This is a genomic window from Halobaculum sp. CBA1158, assembly GCF_021431925.1.
GTDB lineage: Archaea > Halobacteriota > Halobacteria > Halobacteriales > Haloferacaceae > Halobaculum.
This window is the reverse complement of record NZ_CP090371.1, coordinates 236,938-254,511: the sequence shown is the minus strand read 5'-3', so window position 1 is coordinate 254,511 and position 17,574 is coordinate 236,938. Positions and strand designations below refer to the sequence as shown.

The window sequence follows — 17,574 nt, the reverse complement described above, 5'->3', positions numbered from 1 at the left end:
CGCTGCTCACGCTTCCGGACGACCTTCGCGGCGCGTTCAAAGAGCCGATGGGTCCCGTGTACACCGACACGGAGCGCCTGCTGGCCGAGGCCGGCGACCCGATCGTCGCCGTCGGCGACGTGGTCACCTACCACCTCCGGGTCGCCGGCCGCGACCCCGACGTGGCGGTGGTCGACGGAAAGACCAAACGGGAGGCCGTCGGCGCGGAGATCGCCGCCGTGCTCGACGGGGAGAGCCGCCGGATCGAGGTCGACAACGAGCCGGCGACGCTCTCTCGCGCGATGCTCTCGTCGCTGGTCGAGGCGCTCGCGAGCGACGAGCCGGTCGTGATCCACGTGACCGGCGAGGAGGACCTCGCGACCGTCCCCGCGATCGTCGCGGCCCCCGAGGGCGCGAGCGTCGTCTACGGCCAGCCCGACGAGGGGATGGTGCTCGTGGACGTGACCGCCGAGACGACGGCGGACGCGCGGGCGTTGCTCGCGCGGTTCGACGGCGACGCCGAGGCCGCACTCGAACTGGTGGCGCGGGAGTGAGCGGTCGCCGGCCGACGCCACCGCGTCGCCGGGCGTGGCGGGAGTCACGGCGCTTCGAAGTCCTTTTCCCGGTGCCGGATGCATTGACTGACAACTGAACCATGGACATCGACATCATCTCCGAGGAGGAGAACCCCATGCTCCACCGGACGGACGTCCGGTTCGAGATGCGTCACGAGGAAGCCACCCCCGCTCGCCTGCAGGTCCGCGACTCGCTGGCGGCCAAGCTCGACAAGGGCTCCGACGAGGTCGTCATTCAGGAGCTCGACACCAAGTTCGGCATGCGCAAGACCGTCGGCTACGCGAAGGTGTACGAGTCGGCCGAGCACGCCACCGACGTGGAGCAGGACTACGTCCTCGAGCGCAACGCCATCGCCGGCGACGAGGACGCCGAGGCAGAGGAAGCCTAACGCCGGATGCGCGTCCTCGGCGTCGAGGGCACGGCCTGGTGCGCCAGCGCCGCGGTGTTCGACGCCGAGACCGACTCCGTGTTCATCGACTCGGACCCGTACGAACCCGACAGCGGCGGCATTCACCCGCGCGAGGCCGCAGAGCACATGGGCGAGGCGATCCCGCGGGTGATCGAGACGGCGCTGGATCACGCGAGAACCGAATACGGCGACGACGACGACAGCGATAGCGACGGCGACGGCTCCGGCGACTCCCCCACCGACTCGCCAGTCGACGCCGTCGCCTTTTCGCGCGGCCCCGGACTGGGCCCGTGTCTCCGGATCGTCGCCACGGCGGCGCGAGCGCTGGCGCGGACACTCGACGTGCCGCTGGTCGGCGTCAATCACATGGTCGCCCACCTGGAGATCGGCCGCCACCGCGCCGGCTTCGACTCGCCGGTCTGTCTGAACGCCTCGGGCGCGAACGCGCACCTACTCGGGTATCACGACGGCCGGTACCGCGTGCTCGGGGAGACGATGGACACCGGCGTCGGCAACGCCCTCGACAAGTTCACCCGTCACGTCGGCTGGAGCCACCCCGGCGGTCCGAAGATCGAAGAGCACGCGAAGTCGGGCGAGTTCGTCGAGTTGCCGTACGTGGTGAAGGGGATGGATTTCTCCTTTTCGGGAATCATGTCGGCCGCGAAGGCCGCGTACGACGACGGCGTTCCCGTCGAGGACGTCTGCTTCTCGCTGCAGGAACACGTGTTCGCGATGCTGACCGAGGTGGCCGAGCGTGCGCTGTCGCTGACGGGCACCGACGAACTGGTGCTGGGCGGCGGCGTCGGACAGAACGCCCGCCTCCGTGAGATGCTCGCGGAGATGTGCGACGAGCGCGGCGCGGACTTTCACGCGCCGGAGCCGCGATTCCTCCGCGACAACGCGGGGATGATCGCCGTGCTCGGCGCGAAGATGGCCGCCGCCGGCGACGCCGTCGCCGTCGACGAGTCGGCCATCGACCCCGACTTCCGTCCCGACCAGGTGCCGGTGACGTGGCGCGACGGGGAGGAGTCGGTCGCGCGCGTCCCCGGGGACGACGACGCCCGCGACCTGCGCGGCGCTGAGGCGATCGTCACGGTCGACGCCGACGCGGCGACGAAGCGACGGCTCCCGAAGGGGTATCGCCATCCCGAACTGGACGCGACGCTCCGTCGCGAGCGAACAGTTGCGGAGGCGCGCCTGCTCGCGGCCGCCAGGCGGGCAGGCGTCCCGACGCCGCTCGTGCACGACGTGGATGTGTCCGAGGCGACCCTGCGGCTCCAGCGCGTCGGCGATCGCGACCTGGCGGCGGCGCTCGGCGTCGAGCGCGCCCGGACCGTCGGCGAACACCTCGCCCGACTCCACGCTGCGGGGATCGTCCACGGAGACCCGACGACACGGAACGTCCGCGTGACCGGCGGCGTCGGCGACAGCGACGGACACACCGACTTCGACGCGGACCGCCTCTTCTGCATCGACTTCGGCCTCGGGTTCAACTCCGACCACGTCGAGGACTACGCGATGGACCTGCACGTGTTCGAGCAGTCGATCGAGGGGACCGCCGACGAGCCCGACGCGCTCGTCGCGGCCGTCGAGGAGGGGTACCGCGCGGTCGGCGACCCCGCGGTGCTGGAGCGACTTCGCGGCGTCGAGGGGCGCGGTCGCTACCAGTAACCGGTCGATTGCGAACCGGCGGCCGTGCTCGGGGCAGGGGAAGCGTCCGGCGACGGCGCGGTCGGTCCCGCGGTCGCTCCCGTCGGCGCGTCGTCGGGCCGCACGCGCTCACGGCCGACGCCGTTCGCATCGAGGCCTCCGTTCGGTCGACCTCGCATCCGCGTCCCGACGCGCCGCGATGGTCACCGCATCGGGAGGGCTGGGTCGGTATCGGTGATAAACGCTCGCCCGAGCGGTGCCGTCGGCGAGCCAAAACGATTTATCGCGGGGCGTCGTTGTCGTGGACATGGCAGATAAACCCCAATCGGGGGAACTCTTCGGCATCCCGTACAACTTCGAGCGCCCGAGCGTCGGCCGCCTGCTCTCCTCGTACTGGCAGCCCGGCAAGGGAATGTTGGTGAAGAAGCCGTTCGGCATCGGCTACACGCTCAACCTCGCGAGCTGGCGGTCGTGGGTCGTGCTCGTCGTCGCGGGGCTCATGCTGTACCTGGAGCAGGGGAGTCGCGACGGAGACGCCGACGACGAGGCGGCCGAGCCGGTCGAGGTCGTCGTCGACGACGACTGAACGCCCCGATTTTCATCGCTCCCGTTCGCTCTCGCGCCACGCCCGTGAGCGCGCCCGCTCGCGCCACGCGCGCTGCTGGGCGCGCTCGCTCACGTGGTCGACCCCGTCGGCGAGGTCCGCGCGAACGGCCGACTCGAACGCGTCGAGGTCGTCGACGAGCCCCGTCCTGAAGGCCGTCACCAGTTCGTAGGTCCACCGGTCGTCCACAGCGCCGGCCGGCAGGAGTCGGTCGCGGAGGTCGTCGGCGTACGCCTCGTGACCGGCCGAACGCAGCAGGCGCTCGGCGTCGGCGAAGCGGTCCATCGCGTGCCCCGTCCGGTGGTGACACGCGAGCAGGTCGGCGTACGCCCGATAGACGTGTTCGATGCCCAACTGCAGCGAGTGGAGCGCCGCGCGCTCGTCGGAGTCGAGGTCCGGGGCGCGAGTTGCGGTGTCTTCGGACGACATACCATGAGATACGACATCACAGGACAAGGGCGTTGTGCGTCCCCCGAACGGTTAGGGAGCCCCGCGATGAGAGAGGTGGCATGGACCGGACGTTTCTCGCCTCGATCGCGGTGACCGCGCTCTCGGTGGTCGGCTACCTCGCCGGAACCGTGACCGCGTACCCCGGTCGAGAGGCGGCGCTCGCGGGAATGATGATCGGCGTGACGCTCGCGGCGGTGACGTACGGCCGATCGCGGACCGCGACGGACGCCGGGTCGGAGCCGACGGGAGGGACCGAGCCGTGATCCGAGCGATGTCGTACACCGACGGCGAGGCGTCCACCTTCGACGAGCCGGAGCCCGCCGTGGCGGCCCCCGGCACCACCTGGGTCTGGATCGACGTCGCCGACGCTGACGGGTCGCACGACGACCGCGACGCCGACAGCGACCGCGTCGGCGACGGCAGTATCGGCGACAGCGACCGCGTCGGCGACGAGACCGGTCGATCCGGCGGACCGCTCCATCCGACGGGCGACCTCGCCGAGGTGACCGACCGGTTCGGCATCCACCCCCTGCACGCCGAGGACGTGCTGGGCGATGCGCGCCCGAAGTCGGAGCTGCTCGAGGAGTACGCCTTCCTGCTCGTGAAGGCCGCACAGTTCCGGGTGGGCGAGACGACGTTCCTCGAGGAGATCCGCACGCGACCCGTCGGCGTGTTCGTCGGCGACGACTGGCTGGTGACGGTGACGACCGACGGCGGCGACGCCGTCGAGCCGGTGTGGGAGCGTCTCGCGGGGGCCGAGCGCCGGGCGCTCGCGCGCGGCCCCGACTTCGCGGGCTATCTCGTCGTCGACCGCATCGTCGACGGCTACTTCCGCCTGCTGGAGGAGCTGGAGGACGACATCGAGACCGTCGAAGAGCGGGTCGTCGAGGCCCCCGACCCGGACACCCTCCCGGTGATCAACGAGCTTCGGCGGGAGCTGCTGTCGGTGCGGCGTGTCGTGTGGCCGACGCGCGACGCGATGAACGCGCTCTCGCGGGGCGACGCCGACCACGTCGCCGGGGAGACCGAGAAGTACTACCGCGACGTGTACGACCACCTCGTCCAGCTGGTCGAGCTGACCGAGACGTATCGCGACCTCACGGCGGGCGCGCGGGACATCTACCTCAACACACTCTCGCAGTCGACCAACGAGGTGATGCGCCGGCTGACCGTCGTCGCGACGGTCGTCCTCCCGCTGACGTTCGTCGCCGGCGTCTTCGGCATGAACTTCGAGACGATGCCGGAGCTGACGTGGCCGTACGCCTACCACGCGACGATGCTCGGGATGGCCGGCATCGCCGTCGTGCTCGTCGCGTACTTCCGCCGAGAGGGCTGGCTGTGACTCCCGGTCGCCCCCGATCTCAGGCGTCCACGACCCGGCGCACCGCGCCGCCGCCGTCGCCGACGGTGCAGACGTACAGCGCTCCGTCGGGCCCCTCGCCGAACGACAGCAGGCCCTCGCCGAGTCCCTCCGTCGGCACCGCCCGGATCGGCCAGCGCCCGGACTCTCGTGGTTCCGCGAGGAAGAGGTCGCCGCCGGGTCGGTAATCGCCGAAGACGTACGTCCCCGCGAGGTCGGAGACCGCGTCGCCGCGGTAGACGTAGCCGCCGATGACCGAGACGCCCGACACCTCGGCGTCCGAGTGCGGGTACTCCAGCACGGGGTCGAGCAGCGGCTCGCCGTCGGGCGTCTCCGTCGGGGCTTCCTCGGCCCCGAACGGGTGGAACCCCTCCCGCACGTTCCAGCCGTAGTTGCCGCCGCGTTCGACCCGGTTCACCTCCTCGTACGCGCTTTGTCCCACGTCGGCGACGAGGAAGTCGCCGGTCTCGCGGTCGAAGCCGAACCGCCAGGGGTTGCGGAGTCCCCACGCGTACTGCTCGTCGAGGCCATCGACCCCGACGAGGGGATTGTCCTCGGGGATCCCGTACGGGTCGCCGTCGCCGTCGACGCCCACGCCGTCGCCGCCGAGCGGGTCGATCCGGAGGACGCTCCCGAGGAGGTTCTCGGTCAGGTCCTGGCCGTTGCCGCCGGGGACCGCGTCGTACCAGTCCTCGACGTGACCCGTCCCCCGGTCGTTCGCGCCGCCGCCGTCGCCGACCCCGACGTACAGCAGACCGTCGGGGCCGAAGACGACCGAGCCCGCGTTGTGATTGGGCTGCGGTTCCGGGACCTCGAGCAGGACGCGCTCGCTGTCGGGGTCGGCCCCCTCGGGCGTCGCGCGGAACTCCGAGAGCGCGAACGTGTGGCTGTACTCGCCGGGCGCGTCGTCGCCCAGCGGGGCGCTGTACCGGACGTAAACGCGGTCCTCGTCGGGGAACTCGGGGTGGAACGCGAGGCCCAGCAGCCCCATCTCGCCGCCCGCGCGGGCGAGTCTCCCCGTCACGTCGAGGAACGTCGACCGCCCGTCTCCGCTCCCGCTCACGACGGTCACCGTGCCGCCCTGGTCGACGACGTACAGGCGGCCGTCGACGCCGGCGGGCGCTTCCAGCCCCAGCGGAGCGTCGAACCCCTCGGCGACGAGGTCGGTCGCGAGGGCCGTCGGCGCGGTCGCCTCAGTCGGCTCGGTCGGCTCGGTCGAGGTGGTCGACGTGGGTCCGCTCGACGGCGTCCCGTCGGTCGATGCCCGGGGTGCACCGGAGGACCCGACACACCCCGGGAGGGCGACCGCCGCGAGGGTCCCCGCGGCTCCCGTACGACGGAGGAGTTCTCGCCGGTCGAGCGACGCGGCTCGTTCGTGTCGATCCATGACCACGACGACGGGACGCCGATTGGAATAGCCGTCGACGATTTCGGGACCGCTGTTGCTCCCGGAGACGGTCACCCGAACCGCCAGACGGCCGCGACGCCGACGAGCCACGCGACGGCGAAGAAGGCCCCGAGCAGCCGGACCGCATCGAACTCCGCGCCGCCCAGGGCGATGGCGGCGGAGAACACCGCCGCGTCCACGCCCAGCACCCCGCCGACGATCCGTCTGAACCACCGGACGGGCCGGTCGACGTAGTCGATCAGGACGGTGTTGAGCCACACGCCCCCGATCGCGCCCGGCGCGATGAGCATGAACACGGGATACAGGGCGCGCGTGCCGACCAGCCCGAGCGCGACCGACAGCGAGAGGACCGCGACCGCGAGCGCCGACGTGGCCAGCGCTCCGCTGACCGCGGCGTGTCCCTGGCGCGACAGCCGACGGTCCCGCCGTTCGATGATCGACTCCGGGTCGATCGGATCCCCGTCTTCGGACACGCGCGTTAGTACGGCTGGGAACTCATTGGATATTACGCCGCACCGGATGCTGCGGCCGTGTCGCGTCCGCGTCGCCACCGTATCCCGTCCGCGTCGCGCCCGGCCGTCGATCGGTTCTGGAGGGCGAGCGCCCCGGCATCGGGGTCAGATCGCGACACGGTCGCCGAGTTCGGGCGCGGCGGCGGCGTAGCCGTCGCCGCGCAACTCCTCTGCGAACGCCGGGCAACGATCGCCGTGATTGACGAGGACCCGTGCGTCGCGGTAGTCGTCGAGGAACGCGCGCAGGCCGTCGCGGTCGGCGTGCGCCGAGAAGTCGAACAGGTCGACGCGGGCGGCGACGGGGACGACGCCGCCGTCGAGTTCGCACCGCCCGTGGTCGAGCAGTCGCCGGCCGTTGGTTCCCTCGACCTGGTAGCCGGTGAGACACACCCGATTCGTGGGGTTCGACCGGAGCATCGGGAGGTACCGCATCACCGGACCGCCCGAGAGCATCCCGGCCGTGGTGACGATGGCCTCGTTGTCGGCGGCGATCCGCTCGCGTTGGCCGTCGTCGCCGGTGACGTAGCGCGCGCCGGCTTTCGCCCGTCGAAGCAGATCCGGGTCGCGGACGTACTCGGGATGCTCGCGGACGATGTCGGTGATCCGTTGCCCCATCCCGTCGAGGTACGGCCGGATCTCGGTGTCCGCGAGCACCGACAGCACCTCCTGGGTGCGGCCGATGGCGAACGCCGGGATCAACGGGGTTCCGCCCTCGTATCGGGTGGTGCGTACCGTCTCAACGAAGCGCTCCTCGACGCGGGCGCGGTCCTCGTGGGCCGCGTCCGAGTAGGTGCTCTCGCAGATCACGGCGTCGGCATCGGGTCGCGCCGTCGATCCCGACAGCAGACGGGTGTCGTCCGTGTGGAAGTCGCCGGTGTACAGCAGTCGCGTCTCCCCGTCGCTGACGAGGACGTGCGCGCTTCCGGGGATGTGGCCGGCGTCGAAGAACGTGACCTCGTAGTCGGTGCCGCCGGCGCTCACCTCGAAGGGCTCGCCGTACCCGTGGCGCTGTTCGACCTCGCCGAGGCGCTGGACGTGGCTGTCGGTGAAGGTGCAGTCGTAGCCGCGGAGCTTGAGCGTGTCTCGCGCGAGCACCCGCGCGAGTTCGGCCGTCGGCGGCGTCCAGTAGATCGACGGACGACGGTCGCCGCGAAGGAGAGCCGGCACCTGCCCGACGTGGTCAAGGTGCCCGTGGCTGACGACGACGGCGTCCGGCTCCGGTCGGTCGACGGGGTACCGCGGCGGCTCCCCGGTGCCCATCCCGTAGTCGAGGAGGAGCGCGTCGTCGACGAGGACCGCCGATCGCCCCACCTCGCGGGCACCGCCGAGGAACTGGATCTCCATCGGGAGAGCGCAGGCGCTCGGCGGGGTTGGGTCCGTCGGTTCGCCGTCGACGGCTCAGATCACCTGTACGGCGACGAGGGCGGCGACGCCCGTCGCCATCGCCAGTAGCATGCCGATCGACACCGTGGACATGTGCTTCGCGTTCACGCCCCGACCGGGGCCGGGACGGAGGATAACCGTTCGGCCCCAGCTATCAGGGCTGAAACGTCGGATCCGGCTGTTCACCGCCGCGAGGGTCGTCGGAGCGTCCGTTCGCCGGTCCGGCCGTCCACTCGATATCGGTAACGCGGCCCTACTTCCGGTTTTTGCCGATTACTAAGGCGTCAGCGGCTGCTCCGCTCTCTCGTGAAGCTAACTCGATGGCCGACGATCGCGGTCAACAAGGCGTGGGAGAACCGACCCCGCCGAGTCGAGCGGAGCGACAGACGCCGCCTCGAGCGGGTCCTGGACGCGTACGCAGACTACGACGAGGTGTTCGTTCACGTGGGGCTGAGCGACGTCAACGCCGCCTTCGACGGGAACCCGTACGAACTGCTCGTGGACGCCCTGACCGACGCGTTCGATTCCGTGCTCGCGCCCGGGTTCACGGACTACTTCCGGGAGTCGGGGGTCTTCGACAGACAGCACTCGAAGCCGATGCACGGGACGTTCTCCACCCTCCTTCTCGAGGAGGCCGACTACCGGACGAGCGATCCGTGCAAGTCGATCCTCGTCGCGGGAGAGTATCGGTTCGACGGCTGCACCCACCGGGACACGTTCGCCGCTGACGGCTGCTTCCAGCGGCTCTACGAGGACGACGTGCTGGTCGTCGCGATCGGAACGCCCCACTGGAAGTGCTCGTACCTCCACCACCTCGAGGCCAAGTACGACGCCCCCTATTCGGTCGAGCGAACCATCGAGGGAGTCGTACACGACGACGGCGAGGCCACCGAGATCGAACAGCGGACGAACTACTACGACAGCATCTTCTGGACGTTCAACAAGCTCAAGCTCCAGCGTGATCTCGACGCCGCGGGCGTCCTCGAGAGCTACGATCTGAACGGGCTCGGCGTGTACGTCACGCCGATCAGGGAACTCGACCGGTTCGTCGGCCGCGAGATGGCCGCGGATCCGTACTACCTCGTGACCTGACCGATCCGGCGACGACCGTCGTTCGGTTACGCGATCGCGGCCGTCTTCTACCGCAGCGCGGAGAGGTCGTCCGGACCGAACGCCAGGACCTCCCCGTGTCGAGTCGCCGTGTTGAACGGGTTCACGAGCAGCTCGCCGCGGCCGGTCGACTCGATGAAGACGTACGCGCTCGCGTCGGGAAGTCCCGAGACGTGTTCGTTGACCGTTCGCCGGCGGTCGAACGAACACAGTTCGTGCCATGCTTCGTAGTTCGAGTCGGACCCGGCGACGAGCACTCGAGCGGACCGCGAACAGGTGTTCACCGAACCGGCGGGGGACGTGTCGTCGACGCCGCTTTCGGCCGCCGTCGCGAGCGCGACCCACTCCTCGCCGTCGACCGAGACGGTCTCGGCGTAGTAGACGGAGGCGTCGGCCGTGCCGATCTGCTCCGGCCTCGGAGCCTGCTCGCCGACGGCGTCCCTGGGCAGGCGGAACAGGCGGACCTCCTCGGCGTACGAACAGTCCATCCCCCACACGACGGCGTCGGGGAGGAACGCGAGCCCCACCGCTCGCCATCGCTGACTCCCCGTCCCGACCGGCCGAAACGCCCCGTCTTCCAGCCGGCCGATCGCGCTCTCCTCGTCGGTGTCGCCCGCCGTCGCCCACACGGTGTCCGAGTACGGGTCCGAGAAGACGCCGTGGAAGTGACGGTGGTCGCGGGTCTCGAGATACGGTCGCCAGGACGCGCCGTCGTCCTCGCTGACGAGGACGCGAGCGGGCTCCGTCTCGAAGGTGTACTCCGCGAGGAACACGCGGCCGTCGGCGACGCACACCGACGTCGGCAGCGAGCCCATCGGGCCCGAGTCGAACGGGAGTTCGCGGACGTGCGACCACGACCGACCGTCGTCGACCGAGCGGTAGAGGTGGTGGCCGACGGTGGCCAACAACACGCCGTCGGCGACCGCCCAGACGTTCGTCGTCGTGTACCAGCCGGTGAACGGACTGAGCAGCCGTCTCGTCCGCCAGCGGTTCAGCGGACCGAAGTTGACGCGCTGTTTGCCGGAGAACGGGACCCGTGGGTTCGGCAGGTCCCCGCGTGGCTCGAACTCCCCGCGCGCCGTGACGCTGCCGACGGTCAGCCCGCGCGTCGCGTAGACACGATTCCCGGGGCCCGATCCGAGTTTCATGGGGGCGCGCTTCGCGCCGAGAGCCGTTAGTTAGTTTCTCGGCTATGCGGTATCGCTTCGGGAGACAGTCGGGTAGGATCGACATATGTGACGGCCTCGGCGATACGACGGGCCGAGCCGACCACGCGCCGGTTCGGAACCACTATCCCGACGGCCGTCGGACCAACGAACCGAATGAAGGTCTTCGGTTCCAGCGGCACTCGCGGGGTCGTCGGCGAGGAGTTCACCCCCGAGTTCGTCTCGCGCGTGGCCGCGGCCGCGGCGGCGACGTGGGACGCCGACCGCGTCGCCCTCGGCCGCGACACCCGCACCTCGGGGCGGACGTTCGCCGACGCCGCCGCCGCCGGCGTCACCGCCGCCGGCGTCGACGTGGAGCGCCTGGGGGTCGTTCCCACGCCGAGTCTGGTCCGCTACTGCGACATCGAATCGGTCCCGGGCGTGATGATCACCGCGTCGCACAACCCCCCGAAATTCAACGGCGTGAAGCTCGTCGGCGACGACGGCGTCGAACTCCCCGTCGACCGGCTGGAGACGATCGAGGAGCGCCTGCTGTCGGAGGAGGCGACGACCGTCGCCTGGGACGCCGTCGGCGACTCCCGCCGCGTCGACGACGCCAACGACGACTACGTCGCCGACCTGCTCGCGGCCGTCGACCGCGACGCGATCGCCGCCGCGGATCTCACGGTCGCGCTCGACCCCGGCCACGGAGCCGGCGCGCTCACGTCGCCGGAGTTCTTCCGGGAACTCGGCTGCGACGTGGTGACGGTCAACGCCCAGCCGGACGGCCACTTCCCCGGCCGCGATCCGGAGCCGGTCGAGGCGAACCTCGACGACCTGGGTCGGCTCGTCCGCGCCGCCGACGCCGACGTGGGGATCGCCCACGACGGCGACGCCGACCGCGCCGTCTTCTTCGACGAGACGGGGAGCTACGTCGAGGGCGACGCCTCGCTCGCGGCGCTGGCCGAGCGCGACCTGAGCGAGGGCGACACGACCGTCGCCGCAGTCAACGTCTCACAGCGGCTCGTGGACGTGTGCGACGCCGTCGGCGCGACCCTCGAACTCACGCCGATCGGCTCGACGAACATCATCACCCGCGTCCGCGAGCTGTGGGCCGCCGGCGAGTCGGTCCCCGTCGCCGGCGAGGGCAACGGCGGCGTCTTCTTCCCCGACTACCGGCTCGTGCGCGACGGCGCGTTCATCGCCGCGAAGTTCCTCGAGTTGCTGGCCGAACGCGGGGCGACCGTCAGCGAGGTGATCGCCCCCTACGAGGACTACACGAACGTCCGCGAGAACGTCGCGTACGACTCCGAGGAACAGTTGGAGGCGATGCTCTCGGCCGCCGCGGAGTACGCCGAACGCGCCGACGCCGAGCCCGACACCAAGGACGGCTACCGGCTCGACTACGGCGACGCCTGGGTGCTCGTGCGTCCGTCGGGGACGGAGCCGAAGCTGCGCGTGTACGCCGAGTCGCGCGATCCCGACCGCGCGGCCGCGCTGGCCGAGGGGGCCGTCGCGGCCCTGACGGACGCCAAGCGCGAGGCGGCTGACGACTGAGGCTGCCGAGGACCAGGGTTTTTCGCGGCCGGCTTCCCAGGTTCGGCCATGTCCGTGGAGATACGGCCGGTCGCGTCGCCGACGGAGTTCCGCGCGGCGATGGTGGTCAACCGCGACGCCTGGCGCGACGCCTACGTCGACATCCTCCCCGCGGAGCAGTTGGAGTCGATGGGCGTCCCCGACGGCGTCGACCTGCAGGAGCGATACGAGCGCTCGACGGGCGACGGCCGGACGTTCCTCGTCGCCGTCGACCGGGAGCCCGGGGCCGTCGTCGGCTTCGCCGGCGCTGTGTGGGGCGAGGGGCGAAAGGCGTTCTGCGAGCGCGACGACGCCGAACTGCGGGCGCTGTACGTCGCCCCCGACCGGCAGGGCGAGGGGATCGGCTCGGCCCTGCTCGCCGAGGCGGTCGAGCGCGCTCCCGACCGTCACGGGCGACTCGTCCTCGAGACGTTCCGCGAGAACGACGACGCCCGCGGCTTCTACGAGGCCCGCGGCTTCGAGCGCGTGGGCGCATCGTCGTTCGAGGTGGAGGGGACGGCGTACCCGACGACGGTGTACGCGCAGCCGCTATAGCGGAGCCGGGACCGGGTCACGCGCGCGCTTCGCATCGTCAGGCGTCGACACCGCTCGCGGGGACGGCTGCGTCCTCGCCCGCCAGCGCCGCGCGAAGCGCCGCCCGCCGGGCCCGCGCCGCGCGAAGCTCCGCGGCGGCCTCGCCGGCGGCGACCCGCTCGACCTCGGCGTCCGACAGCTCCGCCTCCGCCTCGGCGGCGCGACGCAGTCGCCGATACTCGGGGTGGTCGGCGACCTCTCGCAGGGCACGCGCGCGAGCGACGACCGACTCGGGGGCGAACTTCGCGGTCAGCGAGACGAGCTCCCGGCGCTGGAACCGGAGCGTCCCGGCCGGCGGCGGGGGCCACGCCACCGTCAGCGGCTCCGCGGAGAGCCGTTCGAGGTAGGTCCGATGCGGTCGCACCCGGGCCGTGAACGTGCCGGGGTCGTCGACGTAGTGGTCGAGCTTCGAGGCGGAGTAGTCGACGTAGTCGAGCAGGTCCGGGATCGGCTCCGCGCCCGTCGGCGCGTTCTCGAGGTACTCGCGAAGCTCCGACGGCGGCGCGTCGTAGTCGACGAACGGCGTCTCGGCCGCCTCGGCGACGAACGCGAGGAACTCCCGCGCGCTCGCCTCCCGACGGAAGTCGTCGAGGGCGTCGCGGACGGCGTCGTTGTACGCCGCGATCGGCTCGCGGAGCTCGTCGGTCGGCGCGTCGAGGTCCGCCTCGCCAAGGTCGACCAGCCGCTCCAGGTCGGCGATCCGATCGTCGAGCGCGTCGATCCGGCGGTTCACGTCGCGCTCGGCCTCTGAGACGGCCGCCTCGGCGTCCTCGCGCTCGTCCAGTCGGGCGGCGAGCTCGCGGGCCGGCGCGAGCGCCTCGCGGGCGCGCTCGAAGTCCGAGTCCGAGAGCCGACGGCCGTCGACCGCCTCGTTGGCCCGCTCGAGCGCGTCGCTTCCCGGGCGGTCGTCGTCGAACCCCTCCGCCACGTCGGCGAACTCGCCCTGGAACCGCACGTACGCCTTGAAGTCGCCGGTGCCGGTGGCGGAGTCCTCGTAGCTGTTCAACAGCCGGTCGGCCTCGCGGACCGCCTCGCTGACCTCGCGGAGCGCGTCCGCGCCGTGTTCGGCGACGGCCGCCTCGGCGTCCTCGTGACGCGTCCGGGCCGCCTCCAGCGCGTCGAGCAGATCGGCGGCGTCGCGGTCTGCGTCCGGAAGCGGGTCGGGCGTCGCCGTCGCGTCCGGCGACGGATCCGCGGCGGTGGCGTCGGTGCTCGTCGCGTCCGACCCGGCCGCACCCCGGTCGCCCGCGCGGTCGTCGCCGTCCGCGCCCCGGTCTGCGTCGCTCCCCATCGGTTACTCGTACACCGCGTCCGGGTCGAACACGCGCTCGCCCACGTGCTCGCCGTCGACGGTGCGGTGGAAACAGGAGCGGTGGCCGGTGTGACACGCGCCGCCGGTCTGGTCGACCAGGTACAGGAGGGTATCGGCGTCGCAGTCGACGCGTACCTCCTCGACCGACTGGGTGTGACCGCTGGTCGCGCCCTTCTCCCAGAGTTCCTCCCGGGACCGCGAGTAGTAGTGCGCGCGCCCGGTGTCACGGGTGCGGTCGAGCGCCTCCCGGTTCACGTACGCGAGCATCAACACCTCGCCGGAGTCGGCGTCCTGTGCGACCGCGGGAACGAGGCCGTCCTCCCCGAAGTCCACGTCGATGCCGCCGTCGCTCGCGGCGTCGGCCTGCGGGTCACTCATCGATCGAGCGGTCGTGACTGGCGCGCATAGGTCTTTTGTGCGGCGGCGTCGCAGCGGGGCGACCGCATCGACCGCAGCGACCACATCCACCGCGACGACTCCGCCGGCCGCCCCGGCGGACGCGAGCGATCGCGACCGCTCACACCAGGCCGAGCGCGCCGAGCGCGACCGTGAGCACGTCGCCGTAGGTGAGCGCGAGCACCAGTCCCGCGAACAGCGGGACGAGGAACGGAAGCCCCGGCGACACCCACAGCGCCTCCTCGCGTGTCACGCGGTCGAGTCCCTCACGGAGTGTCTCCGGGGTGGTGCCGTAGGCGCTGCCCTCGATGTCCGTGAGGAACCGCTCGGCGGCCCACGGATCGTCGACGGTGAGCGTGTCGCCGTCGCCGTCAGTGTCGGACCCGTCGGTGTCGCCGGCCGCGTCGCCGGCGGCGGACGTGTCGCCGGTCGTGTCGGCGGCGTCGGACGGGTCGCCGGTCGCGTCGGTGTCGCCGGTCGCGTCGCCCTCGGAGTCGGGGAACTCGAAGCCGCCGTCGTCGACGCCCCCGTCCGTCCGCGGGCCGTCGTGGACCGCGCCGTCGGTCGGCGCGTGCGTCTCCTCGACTGAACCGGGGTCGCGGTGGGCGGCCGGGTCCGCCCGAAGCGCCGCCAGCGTGGTGCCGCGCCACCGGAGGTACATCCGGAGGGCGTCCAGGTCGAGGCCGCGCTCGGGACGCAGTCCCGAGACGCGAAGCAGTTGGCCGTGCGTCTCGGGGAGGTCGTCGACGGGCGTCCACCGGCCGACAGCCATCGCCGGGGAGAACCGCCCCGCGACGGCGTTTGCGACCGCGAGCGCGACGATGTACACCGCGCCGAGGAGCACGGCGTTCGTCAGCGCCGACATGGCCCCGACGCCCAGCGTCGACGGGTACACCGGGAACGCGACCGTGTGGAGCCACGTCGCCTCCGGGAACAGCCACAGCGGGACGACGTACTGCGGCGTGGTCGGAAACGCCACAGCGAGCACGACGAGCGCTTTCGCGTCCGCGCCGCCGAAGGCCGCCAGCCGGTAGGCGAGCAGGGAGAAGGGGATCAGAAACAGCAGCGAGAACCCGGCGCGGACGAGAAACAGTCGTCCCGCGTAGTCGGCGAACGGGTACGCCCCCGCGGCCTCGACGGCGAACGCCAGCGCGCCGATCGCCAGCAGCGGAACCCAGAGGCGACTCGCGACGCGGCGGGTGCGGACGTCGCGGTAGGCGGCCCACGCGAACCCCGGGAGGACGAGCAGGCGCAGGAGGTCGGCCGCGGCGGCGACGCCGAGAACGGTCATACCCGGTCGCGTCGGGCCGAGGAGTTAGGCGTTGCCCTCGGCGTCTCAGACGTGAGATCGGGTGCGGCGATCGATGACGCCGCTGTATCGGTGAAAAATCGGAAAACGGGTGGCGTCACGCCGACGTCCGAACCGAAGCCGACGCGGATTTAGATCAGATGACGCGGTTCTGGAGGTAGTCCAGGTGCTTCGCGTTGTAGACGATCTTGATCTCGTCGGCCTGGGGCGACCCGATGCAGGTGAGACGGACGTTCTTCTCTTCGACCTCCTCGTCGGAGAGAATCTGCTGCATGTCCATCTCGATCTCGCCCTCCTTCACGATCGCCGCGCAGTTCGCACACGCGCCGGCGCGGCACGAGAACGGCCAGTCGTAGCCCTGGGCCTCGGCGGCCTCGAGGATGTACTCGCCCTCGTTGACCTCCAGTTCGCCGTAGTCCTCGGCGTCCAGCCCCGCGTCGGCGGCCTGCTCGAAGAGGTCGTCGTCGTCCATGTCCCAGCCGTTGTCGTCCAGCACTTCGTAGTTGAGGTATTCGACCGTGGGCATCTCGTCCTCGGTTTGACCTCCCGCACCATTAGGTGTTGCTATCTCTCGGCAGATATCGCCGTCGTACGGCCTTTAGGTGTGCCAAAATCGGAGGATCCGATCGTCCGCGTGATCGATCGTGGTCCCGGCCGACCGGTGGATCGACGGCTCGTCGCCGCCGCCGTTCGACGCGGTTCGTCCGCCTCGTGTCGTCCCGTTTCACCCCGGCGCATCCCGTCGCGTCCGTCCGATCGGGGGACGGTCCCGGTGGGAGTCGCCGAGTGCGCCGGTCGGTGTCGAACGGTTTCCGGACTCGATGACCGTCGTGAGGGACGCGCTCGGAGCGGTCGGGTCGTTAGTCATCGTCGTCGTCGTCATCGTCATCGTCGTCGTCGTCATCGTCGTCCTCCTCCTCCTCCTCGATATCGACCTCGCGGTCATCGAGCGTGTCGTCGTCCTCACCGACTGCATCGTTGCCGGCATCGTCGGTCGCGCCGACGAACGAGACGGTGTACTCACCCGAGTCAACGCCGAGGCTGGCCGTGTAGGTGTAGTCGTCGCCCGTGTCCAGCACGAACGCGTCGCGGTCGAGTCGGGCGACCACGTCGCCGTCGTCGTCGGACACGCGCACGTCGAGCGTGTCGAGCGCCTCGTCCGAGCGGACGGTGATCTCGATCCGGTCGCCCTCGCCATCGGCGTCGAACTCGCCGATCGTCGGCGGGTCGTCGTCGGGCGGGGGCGTCGCGGTCGCGGTGGCCGTCGGCGTCCCCGTCGCGGTAGCGGTGGCAGTCGGCGTCGATTCGGGCGTCGCGGTCGCCGGCGACGACCCGGCGTCGGCGGCGACGCGGCCCTCGTCGACGACGCTCCCGCTGGGACGGTGGACCATCCGAACGACGACCGAGCCGTCGGCGTCGGCGAGCGCGGCCGAGGCGTTCAGCGTGAAGGCGTCGTCGACGGAGAACTCGCCGTCGGCGACGTCCGGTCCCGAGATGTCGCCGTCGGCACCCTCGAACGTCGCGTCGGCGACCGTGACCGCGATCTCGTCGACCGCGAGCGCGTCGCCGCCGCGGTGCGTGATCGTCAGGTCCCCGCCGTCGTTCTCGACGGCGATCGTCGCCAGCGGACCGGCGGCGGCGTCGCCGGAGCCCGTCGACTCGACGAACGCGAACCCGACCGTCGTGGTGGTCAACAGCACCACCGCCACCATGGTGATGGTGCTGACGACCTCCGACTGCGCGCGATGGTGCACTCTGTCCGAAATACGGTCAAATCTCAGTTAATCGGTTCGGTCCGGTTA

The 17,574-nt window shown here is 71.1% G+C and carries 19 protein-coding genes; 9 read left to right on the top strand and 10 right to left on the bottom strand.

What is annotated here, in order from left to right; all coding sequences use genetic code 11:
- Nucleotides 1–2 precede the first annotated feature (2 nt).
- From Hbl1158_RS01230 to Hbl1158_RS01215, 4 genes are all read left to right on the top strand, one after another.
- Entirely contained in the window at nt 3–533 is a 531-nt protein-coding gene (locus Hbl1158_RS01230) for a GTP-dependent dephospho-CoA kinase family protein (RefSeq protein ID WP_234299441.1), read from the top strand.
- 101 nt (nt 534–634) lie between these two features.
- Entirely contained in the window at nt 635–943 is a 309-nt protein-coding gene (locus Hbl1158_RS01225; protein WP_234298266.1) for a 30S ribosomal protein S24e, read from the top strand.
- Nucleotides 944–949: 6 nt separating this feature from the next.
- A complete protein-coding gene (locus Hbl1158_RS01220) occupies nt 950–2,635 on the top strand; it encodes a bifunctional N(6)-L-threonylcarbamoyladenine synthase/serine/threonine protein kinase (RefSeq protein ID WP_234298265.1) in 1,686 nt (561 codons plus the stop codon).
- 286 nt (nt 2,636–2,921) lie between these two features.
- Nucleotides 2,922–3,200 (top strand): DUF5808 domain-containing protein, encoded by a 279-nt coding sequence (locus Hbl1158_RS01215; RefSeq protein WP_234298264.1) that lies wholly within the window; start codon nt 2,922–2,924, stop codon nt 3,198–3,200.
- A 12-nt stretch (nt 3,201–3,212) separates the two neighbouring features.
- Here the strand turns inward: Hbl1158_RS01215 and Hbl1158_RS01210 are convergent, their stop codons facing one another.
- Entirely contained in the window at nt 3,213–3,647 is a 435-nt protein-coding gene (locus tag Hbl1158_RS01210) for a hypothetical protein (RefSeq protein ID WP_234298263.1), read from the bottom strand.
- Nucleotides 3,648–3,727: 80 nt separating this feature from the next.
- Between Hbl1158_RS01210 and Hbl1158_RS01205 the strand changes: the two genes are divergently transcribed.
- Together Hbl1158_RS01205 and corA are read left to right on the top strand one after the other, a co-directional pair.
- Nucleotides 3,728–3,931 carry a hypothetical protein gene (locus Hbl1158_RS01205; RefSeq protein ID WP_234298262.1) on the top strand — a complete coding sequence of 68 codons (204 nt, stop codon included), beginning with the start codon at nt 3,728–3,730 and terminating at the stop codon, nt 3,929–3,931.
- A complete protein-coding gene (gene corA, locus Hbl1158_RS01200; protein WP_234298261.1) occupies nt 3,928–5,010 on the top strand; it encodes a magnesium/cobalt transporter CorA in 1,083 nt (360 codons plus the stop codon). Before Hbl1158_RS01205 ends, corA begins: the two co-directional genes overlap by 4 nt.
- 19 nt (nt 5,011–5,029) lie before the next feature.
- On the opposite strand, the gene Hbl1158_RS01195 is transcribed toward corA, so the two are convergent.
- From Hbl1158_RS01195 to Hbl1158_RS01185, 3 genes are all read right to left on the bottom strand, one after another.
- A complete protein-coding gene (locus Hbl1158_RS01195; RefSeq protein ID WP_234298260.1) occupies nt 5,030–6,415 on the bottom strand; it encodes a PQQ-dependent sugar dehydrogenase in 1,386 nt (461 codons plus the stop codon).
- 71 nt (nt 6,416–6,486) lie between these two features.
- A complete protein-coding gene (locus Hbl1158_RS01190; protein ID WP_234298259.1) occupies nt 6,487–6,909 on the bottom strand; it encodes a hypothetical protein in 423 nt (140 codons plus the stop codon).
- A 144-nt stretch (nt 6,910–7,053) separates the two neighbouring features.
- Nucleotides 7,054–8,292, bottom strand: coding sequence for an MBL fold metallo-hydrolase (locus Hbl1158_RS01185; RefSeq protein ID WP_234298258.1), 1,239 nt, complete (start codon nt 8,290–8,292; stop codon nt 7,054–7,056).
- A gap of 345 nt (nt 8,293–8,637) precedes the next feature.
- On the opposite strand from Hbl1158_RS01185, the gene Hbl1158_RS01180 reads away from it, so the two are divergent.
- On the top strand, nt 8,638–9,423 hold the full coding sequence (locus tag Hbl1158_RS01180; RefSeq protein ID WP_234298257.1) for an AAC(3) family N-acetyltransferase: 786 nt from the start codon (nt 8,638–8,640) through the stop codon (nt 9,421–9,423).
- Between the two features lie 47 nt (nt 9,424–9,470).
- Here Hbl1158_RS01180 and Hbl1158_RS01175 read toward each other — a convergent pair whose 3' ends face one another.
- On the bottom strand, nt 9,471–10,589 hold the full coding sequence (locus tag Hbl1158_RS01175; protein ID WP_234298256.1) for a sialidase family protein: 1,119 nt from the start codon (nt 10,587–10,589) through the stop codon (nt 9,471–9,473).
- Between the two features lie 174 nt (nt 10,590–10,763).
- On the opposite strand from Hbl1158_RS01175, the gene glmM reads away from it, so the two are divergent.
- Both glmM and Hbl1158_RS01165 read left to right on the top strand, forming a co-directional pair.
- On the top strand, nt 10,764–12,143 hold the full coding sequence (gene glmM / locus Hbl1158_RS01170; protein ID WP_234298255.1) for a phosphoglucosamine mutase: 1,380 nt from the start codon (nt 10,764–10,766) through the stop codon (nt 12,141–12,143).
- Between the two features lie 48 nt (nt 12,144–12,191).
- On the top strand, nt 12,192–12,716 hold the full coding sequence (locus tag Hbl1158_RS01165) for a GNAT family N-acetyltransferase (RefSeq protein ID WP_234298254.1): 525 nt from the start codon (nt 12,192–12,194) through the stop codon (nt 12,714–12,716).
- Between the two features lie 37 nt (nt 12,717–12,753).
- Here Hbl1158_RS01165 and Hbl1158_RS01160 read toward each other — a convergent pair whose 3' ends face one another.
- The 5 genes from Hbl1158_RS01160 to Hbl1158_RS01140 form a co-directional block, all read right to left on the bottom strand.
- A complete protein-coding gene (locus tag Hbl1158_RS01160; protein ID WP_234298253.1) occupies nt 12,754–14,046 on the bottom strand; it encodes a hypothetical protein in 1,293 nt (430 codons plus the stop codon).
- 3 nt (nt 14,047–14,049) lie between these two features.
- Nucleotides 14,050–14,445: a phosphoribosyl-AMP cyclohydrolase gene (gene hisI, locus Hbl1158_RS01155; RefSeq protein WP_234298252.1), complete on the bottom strand. Its 396-nt coding sequence runs from the start codon at nt 14,443–14,445 to the stop codon at nt 14,050–14,052.
- 139 nt (nt 14,446–14,584) lie between these two features.
- Complete coding sequence (locus Hbl1158_RS01150) at nt 14,585–15,754, bottom strand: A24 family peptidase (RefSeq protein ID WP_234298251.1); 1,170 nt, start codon at nt 15,752–15,754, stop codon at nt 14,585–14,587.
- A gap of 154 nt (nt 15,755–15,908) precedes the next feature.
- Entirely contained in the window at nt 15,909–16,298 is a 390-nt protein-coding gene (fer, locus tag Hbl1158_RS01145; RefSeq protein ID WP_234298250.1) for a ferredoxin Fer, read from the bottom strand.
- A gap of 334 nt (nt 16,299–16,632) precedes the next feature.
- A complete protein-coding gene (locus Hbl1158_RS01140; protein ID WP_234298249.1) occupies nt 16,633–17,526 on the bottom strand; it encodes a type IV pilin N-terminal domain-containing protein in 894 nt (297 codons plus the stop codon).
- Nucleotides 17,527–17,574: the final 48 nt, after the last annotated feature.

Coding starts and splice junctions, on each gene's coding strand:
- Hbl1158_RS01215 (WP_234298264.1), top strand. CDS start 2,922: ATGGCAGATAAACCCCAATCGGGGGAACTCTTCGGCATCCCGTACAAC.
- Hbl1158_RS01175 (WP_234298256.1), bottom strand. CDS start 10,589: ATGAAACTCGGATCGGGCCCCGGGAATCGTGTCTACGCGACGCGCGGG.
- fer (WP_234298250.1), bottom strand. CDS start 16,298: ATGCCCACGGTCGAATACCTCAACTACGAAGTGCTGGACGACAACGGC.
- Hbl1158_RS01195 (WP_234298260.1), bottom strand. CDS start 6,415: ATGGATCGACACGAACGAGCCGCGTCGCTCGACCGGCGAGAACTCCTC.
- glmM (WP_234298255.1), top strand. CDS start 10,764: ATGAAGGTCTTCGGTTCCAGCGGCACTCGCGGGGTCGTCGGCGAGGAG.
- Hbl1158_RS01150 (WP_234298251.1), bottom strand. CDS start 15,754: ATGACCGTTCTCGGCGTCGCCGCCGCGGCCGACCTCCTGCGCCTGCTC.
- Hbl1158_RS01225 (WP_234298266.1), top strand. CDS start 635: ATGGACATCGACATCATCTCCGAGGAGGAGAACCCCATGCTCCACCGG.
- Hbl1158_RS01160 (WP_234298253.1), bottom strand. CDS start 14,046: ATGGGGAGCGACGCAGACCGGGGCGCGGACGGCGACGACCGCGCGGGC.
- Hbl1158_RS01165 (WP_234298254.1), top strand. CDS start 12,192: ATGTCCGTGGAGATACGGCCGGTCGCGTCGCCGACGGAGTTCCGCGCG.
- Hbl1158_RS01220 (WP_234298265.1), top strand. CDS start 950: ATGCGCGTCCTCGGCGTCGAGGGCACGGCCTGGTGCGCCAGCGCCGCG.
- Hbl1158_RS01185 (WP_234298258.1), bottom strand. CDS start 8,292: ATGGAGATCCAGTTCCTCGGCGGTGCCCGCGAGGTGGGGCGATCGGCG.
- Hbl1158_RS01205 (WP_234298262.1), top strand. CDS start 3,728: ATGGACCGGACGTTTCTCGCCTCGATCGCGGTGACCGCGCTCTCGGTG.
- hisI (WP_234298252.1), bottom strand. CDS start 14,445: ATGAGTGACCCGCAGGCCGACGCCGCGAGCGACGGCGGCATCGACGTG.
- Hbl1158_RS01210 (WP_234298263.1), bottom strand. CDS start 3,647: ATGTCGTCCGAAGACACCGCAACTCGCGCCCCGGACCTCGACTCCGAC.